The organism is Streptomyces sp. NPDC007971 (assembly GCF_042958635.1).
Lineage (GTDB): Bacteria > Actinomycetota > Actinomycetes > Streptomycetales > Streptomycetaceae > Streptomyces.
The window spans coordinates 53,939-67,782 of sequence record NZ_JBIBJK010000010.1; the positions used below are offsets into that span (position 1 = coordinate 53,939).

Annotated in this window: 12 protein-coding genes; all 12 read right to left on the reverse strand. The window is 73.9% G+C overall.

Translation table 11 applies throughout. The annotated features are described in order from the left end of the window. Positions 1-4 precede the first annotated feature (4 nt). Positions 5-1,246 carry an acyltransferase family protein gene (locus tag ACFZCP_RS21915; RefSeq protein ID WP_391429072.1) on the reverse strand — a complete coding sequence of 414 codons (1,242 nt, stop codon included), beginning with the start codon at positions 1,244-1,246 and terminating at the stop codon, positions 5-7. After that, entirely contained in the window at positions 1,239-2,378 is a 1,140-nt protein-coding gene (locus tag ACFZCP_RS21920; protein ID WP_391429074.1) for an alpha/beta hydrolase, read from the reverse strand. Before ACFZCP_RS21920 ends, ACFZCP_RS21915 begins: the two co-directional genes overlap by 8 nt. Positions 2,379-2,558: 180 nt before the next feature. Then, positions 2,559-3,479 carry an alpha/beta hydrolase gene (locus ACFZCP_RS21925; RefSeq protein ID WP_391429076.1) on the reverse strand — a complete coding sequence of 307 codons (921 nt, stop codon included), beginning with the start codon at positions 3,477-3,479 and terminating at the stop codon, positions 2,559-2,561. Between the two features lie 204 nt (positions 3,480-3,683). Beyond that, positions 3,684-4,910: a kynureninase gene (gene kynU, locus ACFZCP_RS21930; RefSeq protein ID WP_391429078.1), complete on the reverse strand. Its 1,227-nt coding sequence runs from the start codon at positions 4,908-4,910 to the stop codon at positions 3,684-3,686. Continuing rightward, a complete protein-coding gene (locus tag ACFZCP_RS21935; protein ID WP_391429080.1) occupies positions 4,903-5,751 on the reverse strand; it encodes a tryptophan 2,3-dioxygenase family protein in 849 nt (282 codons plus the stop codon). Before ACFZCP_RS21935 ends, kynU begins: the two co-directional genes overlap by 8 nt. Positions 5,752-5,903: 152 nt before the next feature. Then, positions 5,904-6,317 (reverse strand): DUF3151 domain-containing protein, encoded by a 414-nt coding sequence (locus ACFZCP_RS21940; RefSeq protein ID WP_362698374.1) that lies wholly within the window; start codon positions 6,315-6,317, stop codon positions 5,904-5,906. A gap of 489 nt (positions 6,318-6,806) precedes the next feature. Beyond that, entirely contained in the window at positions 6,807-8,261 is a 1,455-nt protein-coding gene (locus ACFZCP_RS21945) for a DHA2 family efflux MFS transporter permease subunit (RefSeq protein ID WP_391429082.1), read from the reverse strand. 81 nt (positions 8,262-8,342) lie between these two features. Continuing rightward, positions 8,343-9,365 carry a class II fructose-bisphosphate aldolase gene (gene fbaA / locus ACFZCP_RS21950; RefSeq protein ID WP_362698380.1) on the reverse strand — a complete coding sequence of 341 codons (1,023 nt, stop codon included), beginning with the start codon at positions 9,363-9,365 and terminating at the stop codon, positions 8,343-8,345. 145 nt (positions 9,366-9,510) lie between these two features. After that, entirely contained in the window at positions 9,511-10,059 is a 549-nt protein-coding gene (pyrE, locus tag ACFZCP_RS21955) for an orotate phosphoribosyltransferase (protein WP_362698383.1), read from the reverse strand. A gap of 10 nt (positions 10,060-10,069) precedes the next feature. Further along, a complete protein-coding gene (locus ACFZCP_RS21960) occupies positions 10,070-10,876 on the reverse strand; it encodes an aldose 1-epimerase (RefSeq protein WP_391429085.1) in 807 nt (268 codons plus the stop codon). Positions 10,877-10,962: 86 nt separating this feature from the next. Further along, a complete protein-coding gene (locus tag ACFZCP_RS21965) occupies positions 10,963-11,955 on the reverse strand; it encodes an SRPBCC family protein (protein WP_391429087.1) in 993 nt (330 codons plus the stop codon). Positions 11,956-12,146: 191 nt separating this feature from the next. After that, positions 12,147-13,784, reverse strand: a complete 1,638-nt coding sequence (locus tag ACFZCP_RS21970; RefSeq protein WP_391429089.1) for a polyamine aminopropyltransferase — start codon at positions 13,782-13,784, stop codon at positions 12,147-12,149. Between the last annotated feature and the right edge of the window lie 60 nt (positions 13,785-13,844).

Consider the following 13,844-nt stretch of genomic DNA (forward strand, 5'->3'; position numbering starts at 1 on the left):
CACCTTAGACACGGCGGACCGGCCGTGCGGTTGGCGCCTGTGCGGCCCGGTGTACCCGGACCACCCGCGAGCGCCGCCGTGCGCCGGTGCCCGCCGGACGGCGGCGGCTCCCCTGCTCGAAGGAACGGAACGCGGTCCAGCACAGGGCCAGCACCAGGGTGAACACCGGGAGCCACAGGAGCCGGGCCGCCACCCAGTCCAGGCCGTCTGGGAGGGTGTGCAGGCCGGGCAGGCGGCCCGCGGTGAGCGCCGTGGCCGTCGTGGCCATCAGCGCGGTCAGGTGCCACAGGTAGATCGTCATCGCGGACAGGTTGACCAGGGCGACGCCCGCCCAGGCGAGCGGGCGGCGCATGGCCCGGCGCAGCGGGTCGCGCAGCAGCAGGGCCAGACCGCACTGGGCCAGACCGAAGGTCACGGCGGCCAGGGTCGGCGGGTTGAGGTTGGAGACCGCGGCGCCCGGGACACCGACCATCGACGCCGGGTAGCCCGCCCACAGCACGAGCGCGGCGGTGACCGCCGTACCGCCGAGGAGCAGGACCCAGGCGGCGCGGCGGGTCTCCAACTCGCCGCGGGTCCAGGCGGCGCCCAGGGTGTACGGGACCAGCCAGCCCGCCGCCAGGTTGACCCAGCCCAGCCAGGAGGGGCCGAGGTGCAGTCCGAAGTGGACCACGTCCACGTGCAGGACGACAGCCAGGGGCCAGAGCGGGTGGAGGCGGGCGACCAGGGGGGTGGCCGCCGTCAGGGCGGCGAAAACCAGCAGGAACCACAGGGGCGACAGGGCCAGTTTGACCAGGGTGTGGAGCGTCCCGAAGGAGGTGCCGGTCAGCAGCAGGGCCGTCGCCGCCACCGTCCACAGGACGAGGAGGGCGACGACCGGCCCGAGGAGGCGGGCCAGACGGGCGCGCAGCCATGCGCCGTACGACGCGCCGCGGGCCCGGGCCGAGGCGTGGCTGCACGTCGCCACATGGCCGCCCACCAGGAAGAAGACGGCCAGGGTCTGGAACACCCAGGAGACCGGGGCCAGCCAGGGCATGTGCTGCAGCGGGCTCGCCGTGTGCAGCCCGCCGTCCTGCGCGACCAGGGCCGTCACCAGCCAGTGGCCGAGGACGACACCGAGGATCGCGAAGGCGCGCAGGGCGTCGACCGCGCGGTCCCGGGACGCGGGTGTGGCGGTGTCCACACGGTGGGCACCCTGGCGTATCGCGTGCAGCGCGCGGCGCGGGGCACTCAGGGCCGGCTCAGGCACGGGTCACCTCCGAGGTCTCGCCGAGGGTGATCCGGGCCAGGTTGGCGAGGGAGACCGAGCCCGGAGTGAAGTAGCCGCTGTGGTCGGCGTCGGCGGCGTCGAAGACCTGGGCGCCGAAGGCGTGGGAGACCGGGTCGGTGCCGAAGCCGACGGTGATGCCGAGGAGGTCGGCGCGGACGTGCGGTACGTGGGCCACCCAGTCGTCGCTGCCGCGGGCCGCCCATATGCGGGCGGGTGTGTGCAGGCCGGCGACGGAGTCCGCACCCGTGCCGGGGCTGCCGACGAGGACGATGTCGTCGACGGGCAGGCCGGGTGCGGTCCTGCCGCAGACGACCGATCCGTAGGAGTGGCAGAGCAGGGAGATACGGGCCCGGGCGGGGGTCAGGGCGTGCAACTCCCCCACGAGGGCGCGCAGACGGGGGGCCGCCCGGTCGGCTCGGGTCGTGGTGGTCACCGTGGTGCTGACCGTGCCCGGGGTCCGGTACCCGAGCCAGGCGACCACGGCGACGCGGGTGCCGGCGGGGGCACGGCGGCCGAGGTCCCCGTACAGGGCTGCCGCCGCCCTGTGGAAGCGGCCGTAGGTGTCCACGGAGGTGTCGGATCCGGGGACGAGGACCGCCACGCGGTCGGCGCGGGCCAGGTCCCCGAGGACCTCCGTGGCCAGTCCGGTGCCCCGGCCGTCGAAGGCGAGGAGGTTGCGGGACGGGTCGGCCAGGGCGCGGTCCGCGGCGGCGCGGTGCCCGTCGCCGTCGGCGGCGGCCATGCGGGCCGCCTCGGCTGCGTCGGCCCGGTTCGCCTCGTACGCGGTGTGCAGGGTGGACGGGGTGAGGGGCGCGAGGCGGGCCGGGGGCGGGGCGGGGATGGCGGGGTGGGCCGCACCGGCGAGGGGGGCGACTATGGCGGCGGTGAGGAGAGCGCAGAGTCCGGCACGGAGCCAGGCGGGGGCGCGCCGCCCGGCCTTCGACCGGGCCCGCCCTCCGGCCCGCGCCTCCCCTGCACCTGGCTGGAGGGCTGCGGACCGGGAGGCGGCCGGTTCGGGGCGGTGCGTCTTCGGTGAGGGGCCGTGGGGCCCGTCGGACGGAGGTGCCGTCGGCGGGTGCTGGTCCGTGGTGTCCGGACGGGGTCGCCCCATGGTCGGCTTCCTTTCAGATCGCCCGGCCATCGGGCTTGTCTGACAAGGAAGTTAGAAATCGAAGGGCGTCGTCGGCGTCCCGCCAGGGAGCTGTTCCGGGCCGTAGTTCTCAGGTACTACGGGTATGACCGGGGGCGGGCCCCTACGGGGGCGCCGGATGCGCCGGGTGCGCCGGGCTCTTCACCAGGCGAGCTGGGCGATCTCCTCCGCCACCACCGCGCACGCGTCCGCCGCCGGGTCGATCAGCGGGAAGTGGCCCACGTCCTCCAGCAGCGTCAGGCCCACCACCTCGCCCGCCTTCGCCGCCGCGTCCGCGTACGACTCCGCCACCAGGTGCGGCACCACCAGGTCCGTGCGCCCCTGGACCAGGGTGGTCGCGATGCCCGTCGGCAGGAGCAGCGCGGGATCGGCGTACGGCCGGCGCTCGGCGAACCGGTCGTGGCCGCCGAGGAGTTGCAGCGCCGCGTTGCCGCAGACGTCCAGCTTCTCCGACACGGCGAAGTCCGCGATGGGGGCGAGCGCGACGACGCCGCGCAGCAGGGCCGGGGCGCCGGTGCGCCAGGGGGCGCCGGCGGGCAGGACGTGGCGGGCCGCACCCCACAGGGCCAGGTGGCCGCCCGCCGAGTGACCGGTGAGCACGGTGCGGCGGGGGTCGGCCTGCGGAAGCGTTTCGGGCAGGAGTGCGGGGAGGGCGTCGAGGGCGGCGGCCACGTCGTCGAAGGTCTCGGGCCAGCGGCCGGCCAGGGGGGCCGCGGGGCCGGAGACGGACGGTGCCGATGCCGTCGCGGGTTCCGTGGGCTGCGCGGGGATCTGGGGGGCGCCGCCCCTGCGGTACTCGACGTTGGCCACGGCGAAGCCCCTGCGGGCGAGGTAGTCGGCGAAGGGGGTGATGTGACGGCGGTCGTAGCGGGCGCGCCAGGCTCCGCCGTGCAGGACGACGACCAGGGGAGCGCGGGTGGTGTCGGTGCGGGGAGCGTAGAAGTCGATCACCTGGTCGGGGTGGTCACCGTAGGTGGCGGTGACGTCGGGGGCGACCGGAGGGTGTGAGAAGGCCGACTCCTCCTCGGCGGCGGCGCGGGCTGCGGCGGCGTCGTCCGGCATGCTCCAACCTCTCAGCGACAGAACAGTTTTGGCGGACCAGGCGGAATTCCTCGTCGGCCGTTGGCGGGGACGGTATCAGGCTGGTGACATGCGCGGACATGGGGATGTCACGGAGGGTGAAGATAAACGGTTCTGCGGCACGGGGGCGAGGCCTGGTCGCGCCCCGCCCCCGCTGTCCGGTCCCGGCAGCCGCCCGGCCTTCCGTTACCTGAGGACCTCCCCCAGGACCTCCCCGAGCACCCGGGCCGCTCGTTCCGCGTCGCCGAACCCGACGTAGAGCGGGGTGAAACCGAAGCGGAGGATGTCGGGGTGGCGGAAGTCGCCCACGACGCCCCGGGCGATCAGACGCTTCATGACCTCGCCCGCGTCGGGGCAGCGCAGGGCGATCTGGCTGCCGCGCTCGCCGTGCGGCTCCGGCGTCACCGAGGCGACGCGGCCCGGCTCCGTGTAGGCCGCCACGCACTCCAGGAAGAAGTCCGTCAGGGCCAGCGACTTGGCCCTGACCGAGGAGACCGGGACGCCGTCCCAGACCTCCAGGGCCGCCTCCAGGGCCAGCATGGACAGGATGTCGGGCGTGCCGACGCGACCGCGCAGGGCGCCCGGCGCCGGGGCGTACGACGGGCTCATGCCGAAGGGCTCGGCATGGGAGTTCCAGCCGGGCAGGGGGGAGTCGAAGCGGTCCTGCAGGTCGCGGCGGACGTACAGGTACGCGGGCGAACCGGGGCCGCCGTTCAGGTACTTGTAGGTGCAGCCGACCGCAAGATCGACCCCGTGCTCGTCCAGGCCGACCGGCAGCGCGCCCGCGCTGTGGCACAGGTCCCAGACGGCGAGTGCGCCCGAGGCGTGGATCGCGGCGGTGAGGGCGGGCAGGTCGTGCAGGCGGCCGCTGCGGTAGTCGACGTGGTTCAGCAGGACCGCCGCCGTACGGCCGCTCAGTGCCGACGGCACCTGCGACGGGGTGAGGGCCCGCAGCGTGCGGCCGGTCATGCGGGCCGCGGACTCGGCGATGTAGCCGTCCGTCGGGAACGTCGTCGCGTCGACCAGGATCTCGTCACGGTCGTCGCCCGCCATCCGGACCGCCGCCACAAGTGCCTTGAAAACATTGACACTTGTGGAGTCGCCCACGACGATCTGGCCCCGCGCCGCACCCACCAGCGGGGCGATCCGGTCACCGATCCGCTCGGGCGCCGTCCACCAGCCGCTCTCGTCCCAGGAGCGGATGCGCAGCTCGCCCCACTGCCTGCGGACGACGTCCTCGACGCGGCCCGGGACGTGCGCCGGCAGCGCACCGAGGGAGTTTCCGTCCAGGTAGACGACGCCCGCGGCGTCGGCCGCGTCACCGGCCGCGGTGTCGAGGACGAAACGGGAGCGCAGCGGGGCCAGTTCATCGGCCGCGTCCAGCTTCTGCGCGCGCAGCACCAGCTCAGACATGGGACCTCGCCGTCCACAGCTCGGGGAACACGTTCTTGCGGGCGCGCTTCTCCAGCCAGGCCACACCGGCCGAGCCGCCCGTGCCGGGCTTGGCGCCCATCGCGCGGCGGGTGGCGACCAGGTGATCGTTGCGCCATCGCCAGACCAGCTCGGCGACGTCGGTCAGCGCCTCCCCGAGGCGGGCGGCTTCGGCGTCCTGGTCGCCGGCGTAGATCGCCGACCACACCGACTCCACGGCGTCGGAGGGCTCGTAACGCCCGGCGACGTCCCGGTGCAGCACGGAGGCGGGGACCGGGTGGCCGCGGCGGGCGAGGAACCGCAGGGCCTCGTCGTACAGGCTCGGCTCGTGCAGGGCCTTCTCCAGCTCCGCGTGGACGCGCGGGGCGCCGCGGTGCGGGACGAGCATGGACGCGGACTTCTCGCCGAGCAGGAACTCCATGCGGCGGTACATCGCCGACTGGAAACCGGAACCCTCACCGAGGGCCGAGCGGTACGAGTTGAACTGCACCGGCGTGAGCTGGCCGAGCGGCTTCCAGGAGGCGTTCAGGGCGTCCAGCTCCCGTACGGAGCGCTTCAGCGCGGCGACGGCGGCCGGGACGTCGTCCGAGCGGAGCGCCTTCGCCGCGGTCTCCCACTCGTGCACGATCACCGTGAACCACAGCTCCATGACCTGGGTCGTCACCAGGAAGACCATCTCTCCGGGGTCGTCGGAGAGGGTCTGCTGGAGGTGGGTGAGCACGTCCGCCTTGACGTAGTCCTCGTACGGCGTCGTGCCCGCGAAGTCGAGATGCGGGGTCTCGGGCTCAGCGGCCTCGGAAAGGGGGTGACCCTTGGGGGACATCGCTGTCTCCTGTTGTTGCTACGGGTAGCGGTCCGCCCCTGCCGATGCCGGCACGGGGGCCCCGGTCCCCAACCGGAATCCTCCGCAATCCCACCGGATACGGCAAGGCCCGTCCGCCACCGGACGGGCCGCACCGGGAACTCCCGTCGGGGTCAGCCGAGGGTCTGGGCCGCCGTCGGGGAGGAGTCCTTCAGGAACTGCGAGCAGCGCTCGTACTCCTCCTGCTCGCCGATCGACTGGGCGGCACGGGCCAGGGCGTGCAGGGCGCGCAGGAAGCCGCGGTTGGGCTCGTGCTCCCAGGGGACCGGGCCGTGGCCCTTCCAGCCGCCCCGGCGCAGGGCGTCCAGGCCGCGGTGGTAGCCCGTACGGGCGTAGGCGTACGACTCCACGACCGAGCCCCGCTCGAACGCCTCGTCGGCCAGCTGGGCCCAGGCGAGGCAGGAGGTGGGGTACTTGGCGGCGACGTCCGTCGGGGCCGTGCCCTGCGCGAGCAGCTCGCGGGGCTCCGGGTCGTCGGGCAGGTGGGTGGGGGGCGGGCCGCCGAGGAGGTTCTCGTGAATCGTCATACCCCCAGTTTCCCGCACCCGGCCCCGGGGGGCTTGCCCGGTGCACACGAAAAGGGCCGGGGGTTCCACTGACCCGGTGCGTACAGCGAGGGCCGGGGGTCCGGGGGGCCGGGGGTCCGGGGGTCCGGGGGGGCCGGGGGCTCGCTTGCCGGTGCTGCGGCTGGGCGGGGCGGGTTTTCGCTTGCCCGCGCTTGCGGGGTGCCGCTGCGCCCACCCGTGCCGCCCCCAGCGGCACGACGGCCCGCAGCCGGAGGAGGCCGCGAAGCCCTCAAAGGGGCGCGGGGAACTGCGCGACCAGCCACCACGGACCCGCGGACGAAAGGCAGCAGGGCACAGCCACATACGGCACCCATACAGCCCACGCAACCCCAACCCCCAAGGGGCGTGGGGAACTGCGCGACCAGCCACAACGGACTCGCGCACGAGGGACGGCGGGGCGGAGCTACGGGCCCCGCCACGGACCCGCGGACGAGGGACGGCGGGGCGGAGCTACGGGCGGTGGCCCGACTCCAGGGGTGGGGACGTGATGCAGCCGTGCGTCCTGCACTCCGGATGCCGGCAGTCCGGCGCCGGCCGCCGCACCAGCGCGAAAGCCAGCGCCGCCCCCACCACGAGCACAGCCGCACAGATCGGCATCGCCCGGTCGAACGCCGCGTCGAAAGCGGAAGCGGACCGGTACGCCTCCGGCCCCATCCCCGCCACCAGCGGAAGCCCGGCCACCGCCACCAGCCCCGCCGCCCGCGCCGCCGCGTTGTTGATGCCGCTGGCCAGGCCCGCCCGAGCGGTGTCGACGGAGGCGAGGACCGTGGCGGTGAGCGGGGCGACCAGGGTGACCATGCCGAGGCCCATCACGAGGACGGCCGGCAGGACGTCGGTCAGGTAGTCCGCACCGACGCCCACGCGGAGCATCAGCAGCATCGCCGCGGCGCACAGCAGCGGCCCGACGGTCAGCGGCAGCCGCGGCCCCGTACGGTCGGCCAGCGCCCCGGAGCGGGCGGAGAACAGCAGCATCAGGGCCGTCGTGGGCAGCAGGGCCGTACCGGCCTGCAGGGCGGAGTAGCCGGCCACCACCTGGAGCTGGAGCGCGGTGAGGAAGAAGAAGCCGCCGAAGGCCGCGTACACGCACAGCGTGACCAGGTTGACCGCCGTGAACTGGCGCGAGGCGAAGATGCCGGGCGGGAGCATGGGATCGGCGCGGTGCTTCTCGACGTACACGAACGCGACGGCCGCGGCCACGCCCGCCACCGCGGTCACCGCCACCGCCGGGGAGCCGCCGGGTGCCTCGATCAGCGCGTACGTCACCAGGGCCAGCGACACGGCGCCCAGGGCCGCGCCGAGGACGTCGAAGCGGCCGTGGGCGCGCTTGCCGGACGACTCGGGAACGTGGCGCAGGGCGACGGGCACGCACAGCAGGGCCAGCGGCACGTTGAGCAGGAACACCCACCGCCAGCCGGGGCCGTCCACCAGCCAGCCGCCCAGGAAGGGGCCGACGGCCGCGCCGATCCCGCCGAAGCCGGACCACAGGCCGACCGCCGGGCTGCGGTCGTCCGGGTGGAAGGAGGCCTGGATGAGGGCGAGGGAGCCGGGCGTGAGGAGCGCGCCGCCGATGCCCTGGAGGGCCCGGGCGCCGATGAGGACGCCGGGGGTGGGGGCCAGGCCGCAGAGCAGGGAGGCGGCCGCGAACCAGACGACCCCGAGGACGAAGATCCTGCGCCGGCCGTAGCGGTCGCCCAGCGAGCCGCCCAGCAGGATCAGGCCGGCCAGCGTGACCATGTACGCGTTGACCGTCCACTGGAGGGCGGACAGGCTCGCGTCGAGGTCCCGGCCGATGGTCGGGAGGGCCACGTTGACCACGGTCGAGTCCAGCATGGCCATGCTGGAGCCGAGGACCGTGGTGAACAGGATCCACCTGCCCTGGGACGAGGCGAGCCGGACGTCGGGCATGTCCCCAGGTATACAGCGAGCCCGACGCCTTGCGCAGGCGCCGGGCTCACCGGGCTGTCACGGCACGGGTGCCGCGACGGGTTACTTGATCTTGTTGCCCGCCGAACGCAGGTTCTTCGTGGCCTCGAGGACACGCGCGGCCATGGACGCCTCGGCCAGCTTGCCCCAGGTGCGCGGGTCGTAGGTCTTCTTGTTGCCGACCTCGCCGTCGACCTTCAGGACGCCGTCGTAGTTCTTCAGCATGTGGTCGGCGACCGGACGGGTGAAGGCGTACTGGGTGTCCGTGTCGAGGTTCATCTTGACGACGCCGTTCTCCAGCGCGGTCTGGATCTCCTGCTCGGTGGAGCCGGAGCCGCCGTGGAAGACGAAGTCGAACGGGGACTGCTTGCCGAACTTGGCGGCGACGCCGTCGTTCAGCTCCTTCAGCAGGTCGGGGCGGAGCACGACGTTGCCCGGCTTGTACACGCCGTGCACGTTGCCGAAGGAGGCGGCCAGCAGGTAGCGGCCCTTCTCGCCCAGGCCCAGCGCCTCGACGGTGCGGATCGCGTCCTCGACCGTGGTGTACAGGGAGTCGTTGATCTCGTGCGAGACGCCGTCCTCCTCGCCACCGGTCGGGGTGATCTCGACCTCAAGGATGATCTTGGCGGCGGCGGCGCGGGGCAGCAGCTCCTGGGCGATGGCCAGGTTGTCGGCCAGCGTCTCGGCGGAACCGTCCCACATGTGGGACTGGAACAGCGGGTTGCGGCCGGCCTTGACGCGCTCCTCGGAGATCGCGAGCAGCGGACGTACGTACCCGTCGAGCTTGTCCTTCGGGCAGTGGTCCGTGTGCAGCGCGATGTTGACCGGGTACTTCTCGGCGACGATGTGCGCGAACTCGGCGAGGGCCACCGCGCCCGTCACCATGTCCTTGCTGTACTGGCCGCCCAGGAACTCGGCGCCACCCGTGGAGATCTGGACGATGCCGTCGCTCTCGGCCTCCGCGAAACCGCGCAGGGCGGCGTGCAGGGTCTGGGACGAGGTGACGTTGATGGCCGGGTAGGCGAACTTGCCTGCCTTCGCCCGGTCGAGCATCTCGTTGTAGACCTCGGGGGTTGCGATGGGCATGTGTCCGCTCCTTGAGTGTGCGGGTTGGCGTTCTGCGTACTGCGGCCCTGACCTAGACCTGGGGAGTGACGTCGTCGTCGGCCCCATCTTTCCAGACCTGACGCCATGCTCGGCGTCCCGGTCAAGTCCAGGTCAAAGGCGCGCGTCAGTCCAGGCCCAGTTCATCCTTCGAGAAGGCGAACCGGTAGGGAACACCCGCGCCGGCTTCGATCTTCTCGGCGGCACCCGTCGCCCGGTCCACGATCGTCGCGACGGCGACGACCTCGGCACCGGCCTCGCGGACGGCCTCCACGGCGGTGAGCGGGGAGCCGCCGGTGGTGGAGGTGTCCTCGACCACGAGCACCCGACGGCCCGCGATGTCCGGCCCCTCCACCCGCCGCTGCAGCCCGTGCGCCTTCGCCGCCTTGCGCACGACGAAGGCGTCGAGCTTCCTGCCGCGCGCGGCGGCCGCGTGCAGCATGGCGGCGGCGACCGGGTCGGCGCCCATGGTCAGGCCGCCCACCGCGTCGAAGCCGAGGTCGGCCGTCAGGTCCAGGAGCACCTGGCCGACCAGCGGGGCGGCCTCGCCGTCGAGGGTGATGCGGCGCAGGTCGACGTAGTAGTCGGCCTCCAGACCCGAGGAGAGGGTCACCTTGCCGTGCACCACGGCCTTGTCCTTGATCTGCTGCAGCAGCTCGCCACGTACGTCCGTCATGCCGACCAGCTTAGAGGCGGCGCCAGCTCCAGGTGGTCGTCGCCTCCAGCGGCTCCACCGGCGTGACCAGGCGCGGGAGGGTGTTCAGGCCGTTGGGCGGCCCGGTCTGCGGCTCCACGCAGACGGCCTCGTCCTGCTCGTCGTAGACGACCACCCACTCCTCGCGGCTGGTCACCTTCAGCTTCAGCTGCCCGGGCCAGGTGAGGGTGACGTCGACGCCGCCGGGCATGCCGAAGCAGTCGTCCCAGGGGCCGGGCTTCGGGTCGATGCGGTTGCCGGTGGGCAGGTGGTCGGCGCCGCGCTCCTCCTGCCAGGCGGGCGTGAAGTCCAGCCGTGCGTGGGCGCCGACGGTACCGTCGGCGCCCACGAGGGTCCGGTTGAACCAGGGGTGCCAGCCGATCTGTGCCGGGAAGGAGTCGTCGTACGCCTCCACGGACATCGCCAGCGTCAGGCTGTCCTCGGCCAGCGTGACGACGTGGGTGACGCGTCCGCGGTGCGGCCAGGGATCGACCAGGTCGTAGGTGATGACCGCCTCGTCCGCCGAGGTGCGGGCGGTGCGCCAGGCACCGTCGCGTGCGGTGCCGTGGATGGCGTGCGGCGGGGAGTTGAGGGGCATCTGGCGGACGGTGGCCCCGTCCAGGAAGCGGCCCTCCCGGATCCGGCCGCACCAGGGCACCATCGGGAAACAGCCGTAGCGCTCGCCCTGCCGCAGCAGCTCCACGCCGCCGATCCGGAGCCCACCGATGCGGCCGCCGTTGCCGGGCCGCACGCTCACTTCCGCGTCGCCCGCGGTCAGCGTGATGTCTTCGTTACTCACGGCACGACCCTACTGGGGCGATCAAGAGGGCGTGCGCCGCCCGACGCGTCCGACCGGCACTCGATCGGCACTCGATCGGCACTCGGTCAGTAACGGCGTCTGCGCATGGCTCGGCCGACCACGATCGCCGAGGCCAGGGCGAGGGCCGCCGCGGGGGCCGCCCAGCGCAGGACCGGGTTGCCGGCGACGGTCTGGGGGGCCGGCACGGGGGCGTAGCGGCCGCGCGGTGGAGCGTGGTCGACCTCCTCCGCGCTGCGGCCGATCATCGTCCGGCGGGCGTGCGCCGCCTCGGCGGGCGGCTCGCCCGTGTCGCCGAAGTCGCCGAGGAGACGCTCGTCGTCGGCCGCGGCGGGGTGTTCGGCCGCGGCGTACTCGTCCGCCGTGTACTTGTCCTTCGCGTCCTCGTCGGGCGCGTGGCCGTCCGTCGTGTACTCGGCTGCGGTGTCGTCCGCGGCGGGGTCCAGGGACGGTGGGGGGACCTCGGTGTCGAAGACGGAGGTGTGCCCGGGTTCCGGCTCCGGTTCGGCCTCCGGATGAGTCTCCGGACGAGCCTCCGGGCGGGCCTCCGGTTCGGGCTCATGTGCGGGTCCGGCCTCCCGCTCGGACCCGTCGGCCGGCTTCTCCGCGCGCTCCGGGCGCTCCGGGCTCTCGGGGCTCTCCGGGCTCTCCGACAGGGCCTCCGCGCAACGGTTCAGCAGACGGGTCAGCGCCGCGTGCACCGCGTCCTTTGGGAGTTCCGCGATGCGGCCGCCCGCGTCCGCCGCCGCGTCGAGGACGACGGTGGTCCCGTCCCCGGTGTCCGCAAGGGTGAGGGTGAGGGTGAAAGTGACGGTGCCGGTGCCGCGCGCCTCGACGGCGTCGCCCTCGACGGTGTACGTGCCGTCCTCGCGGGGCGTGATGCGGAGGGTGCCGCGGTAGGTGACGGAGTGGCCGCCGACCCTCAGCTTCAGGCGTCCGGCGACGGGTTCGGCACCGGCGTCCTGCTGGAGGCCGGGAACCGCACCGGCCACGCGGGAGGGGTCGGCGAGGGCTGCCCTCAGCCGGTCCGGCGGAACCGGGACGAAGACCTGGTACTCCATGTCGGCTGAGCCTACCCAGTCGTAGCCGGAACGTACCCTCCCCGCCGGGGCTCCGCCCCCGAACCCTCACCGGCCCGACCGTCCATCCACCCTTCTCGGTCGGCAGAACAGAACAGGAGGATCCTGGGCCCGGCGGGAGACGTGGCCGGATCGCTGTGGAACGACCGGACCTCCCGCCGGGTCCGTGGCCCTCAGTAGCGCGGGTGCACCAGCGTCGACGCCGGCAGGCCGCCGATCCGGGTGCGGGATGCCGCCCGGGCGTCGGCGGCCAGGGCCGGGCGGGTCAGGGTCCGGAGGTGCGGGCCCCTGGGATCCAGGGTCGGGCGGGGAGCCGAGGGGCCCGGGGCCGCCAGGAGGAAGCCCCAGTCGTGGGGGGCCCGGGATGCACCTGCCGAGCGGTCGGGGCCCGCCGGGAAGCCGGAGTCGTGTCCGAGGACCCGGTAGGGGGACACGGCGAAGCCCGCTGCCCTCAAGGTCGCCGACACCGTCCAGAAGGCGCGGGGGCGGGCGGCGACGGGGCCCGCGTGCACCACGAGGCGGCCGCCGGGGGCGAGGACGCGGCGGGCCAGGCCGTAGAACTCCTGCGAGTACAGCTTGGTGCTGGCCGTGATGCCGGGGTCGGGCAGGTCGGCGATCACCACGTCGTACGCCGACTTCGGCGCCCCGCGCAGCCAGGTGAGCGCGTCGGCGGTCGTGACGCGGACGCGCGGGTCGTCGTAGGCGTGGCCGTTGAGGGCGGACAGGCCGGGGTCGTGGCGGGCCAGACCGATCAGGCCGGGGTCGAGTTCGACGACGTCGACGCGGCGCACACCCCCGTGGCGGAGGACCTCGCGGGCGGCCAGGCCGTCGCCGCCGCCGAGGATGAGCACGCGCGCGTGCGGGCCCGCCATCGCGGGGTGGACCAGGGCTTCGTGATAAGTGCGCTCGTCGCGGCCGCCGACCCGCAGCCGGCCGTCCAGGAAGAGGTCGAGGGGACGGCCGTGGGTGCCGCCCGCGAGGACCACCTCCTGCACGTCGGTCTGCAGCGCGACCCGGACGTCCCTGCCGTACACCGCGCGCCGGGCCGCCCGTTCGAAGTCGCCGGCGAGGGCGACCGCGGAGGCGAGGACGCCGAGGACGGCGAGGCCGGCGACGAGCAGCGTCCAGCGGGCGCGACGGGTCAGGTCGCGCCGGAACAGGCCGAGGACCAGGGCGCCCCCGGCTACGACGTTGACCGTGCCGGTGAGCAGCGCGCCGGTCAACTGGCCCAGGAAGGGCAGCAGGAGGAAGGGGAAGGCCAGGCCGCCGACGAGCGCGCCCACGTAGTCCGCGGCGAACAGATCGGCGACCGCGCCGCCGGCGTCCTGGCGGCGGATGCGCTGGATCAGCTCCATCAGCAGGGGGACTTCGGCGCCGATGAGCAGGCCGATGGCGAGGGAGAAGGCGACCAGCAGACAGCGCGGCCCGGCGGCCCACACCCCGCCCCATCCGCCGGTCCAGGCGAAGACGGCGTACAGCGCCATCGCGCTGCACCCGCCGACCAGCGCGAGGACGGTCTCGATCGCGCCGAAGCCGGCGGCCGCGTGCCAGCGCAGCCGTTTGGCGACGAGGGAGCCGATGCCCATCGCGAAGACCATCACGGACAGCACGACGGAGGCCTGGGTGACCGAGTCACCCATCAAGTACGAGGCGAACGCGACGAGTTCGAGTTCGTACACGAGTCCGCAGGCCGCGCAGACGAAGACGCACACGAGGACCAGGAACCGCCCGGTGCCGGGCCGGACGGGCAGCCGTGCGGGGCCGGCCCAGGGCGAGGCGCCGGGGCGTGCGGGGGCGTGCGGTTCGATCACGTTGCGACGTTACGTCACATGCTCGGTACGCTTCGTCACCCACACGTGTGGATCTGCGGC

Excerpts from the sequence above, each read along its gene's own strand:
- ACFZCP_RS21920 (WP_391429074.1), bottom strand. The coding sequence starts at position 2,378 with ATGGGGCGACCCCGTCCGGACACCACGGACCAGCACCCGCCGACGGCA.
- ACFZCP_RS21925 (WP_391429076.1), bottom strand. The coding sequence starts at position 3,479 with ATGCCGGACGACGCCGCCGCAGCCCGCGCCGCCGCCGAGGAGGAGTCG.
- kynU (WP_391429078.1), bottom strand. The coding sequence starts at position 4,910 with ATGTCTGAGCTGGTGCTGCGCGCGCAGAAGCTGGACGCGGCCGATGAA.
- ACFZCP_RS21935 (WP_391429080.1), bottom strand. The coding sequence starts at position 5,751 with ATGTCCCCCAAGGGTCACCCCCTTTCCGAGGCCGCTGAGCCCGAGACC.
- ACFZCP_RS21940 (WP_362698374.1), bottom strand. The coding sequence starts at position 6,317 with ATGACGATTCACGAGAACCTCCTCGGCGGCCCGCCCCCCACCCACCTG.
- ACFZCP_RS21945 (WP_391429082.1), bottom strand. The coding sequence starts at position 8,261 with ATGCCCGACGTCCGGCTCGCCTCGTCCCAGGGCAGGTGGATCCTGTTC.
- fbaA (WP_362698380.1), bottom strand. The coding sequence starts at position 9,365 with ATGCCCATCGCAACCCCCGAGGTCTACAACGAGATGCTCGACCGGGCG.
- pyrE (WP_362698383.1), bottom strand. The coding sequence starts at position 10,059 with ATGACGGACGTACGTGGCGAGCTGCTGCAGCAGATCAAGGACAAGGCC.
- ACFZCP_RS21965 (WP_391429087.1), bottom strand. The coding sequence starts at position 11,955 with ATGGAGTACCAGGTCTTCGTCCCGGTTCCGCCGGACCGGCTGAGGGCA.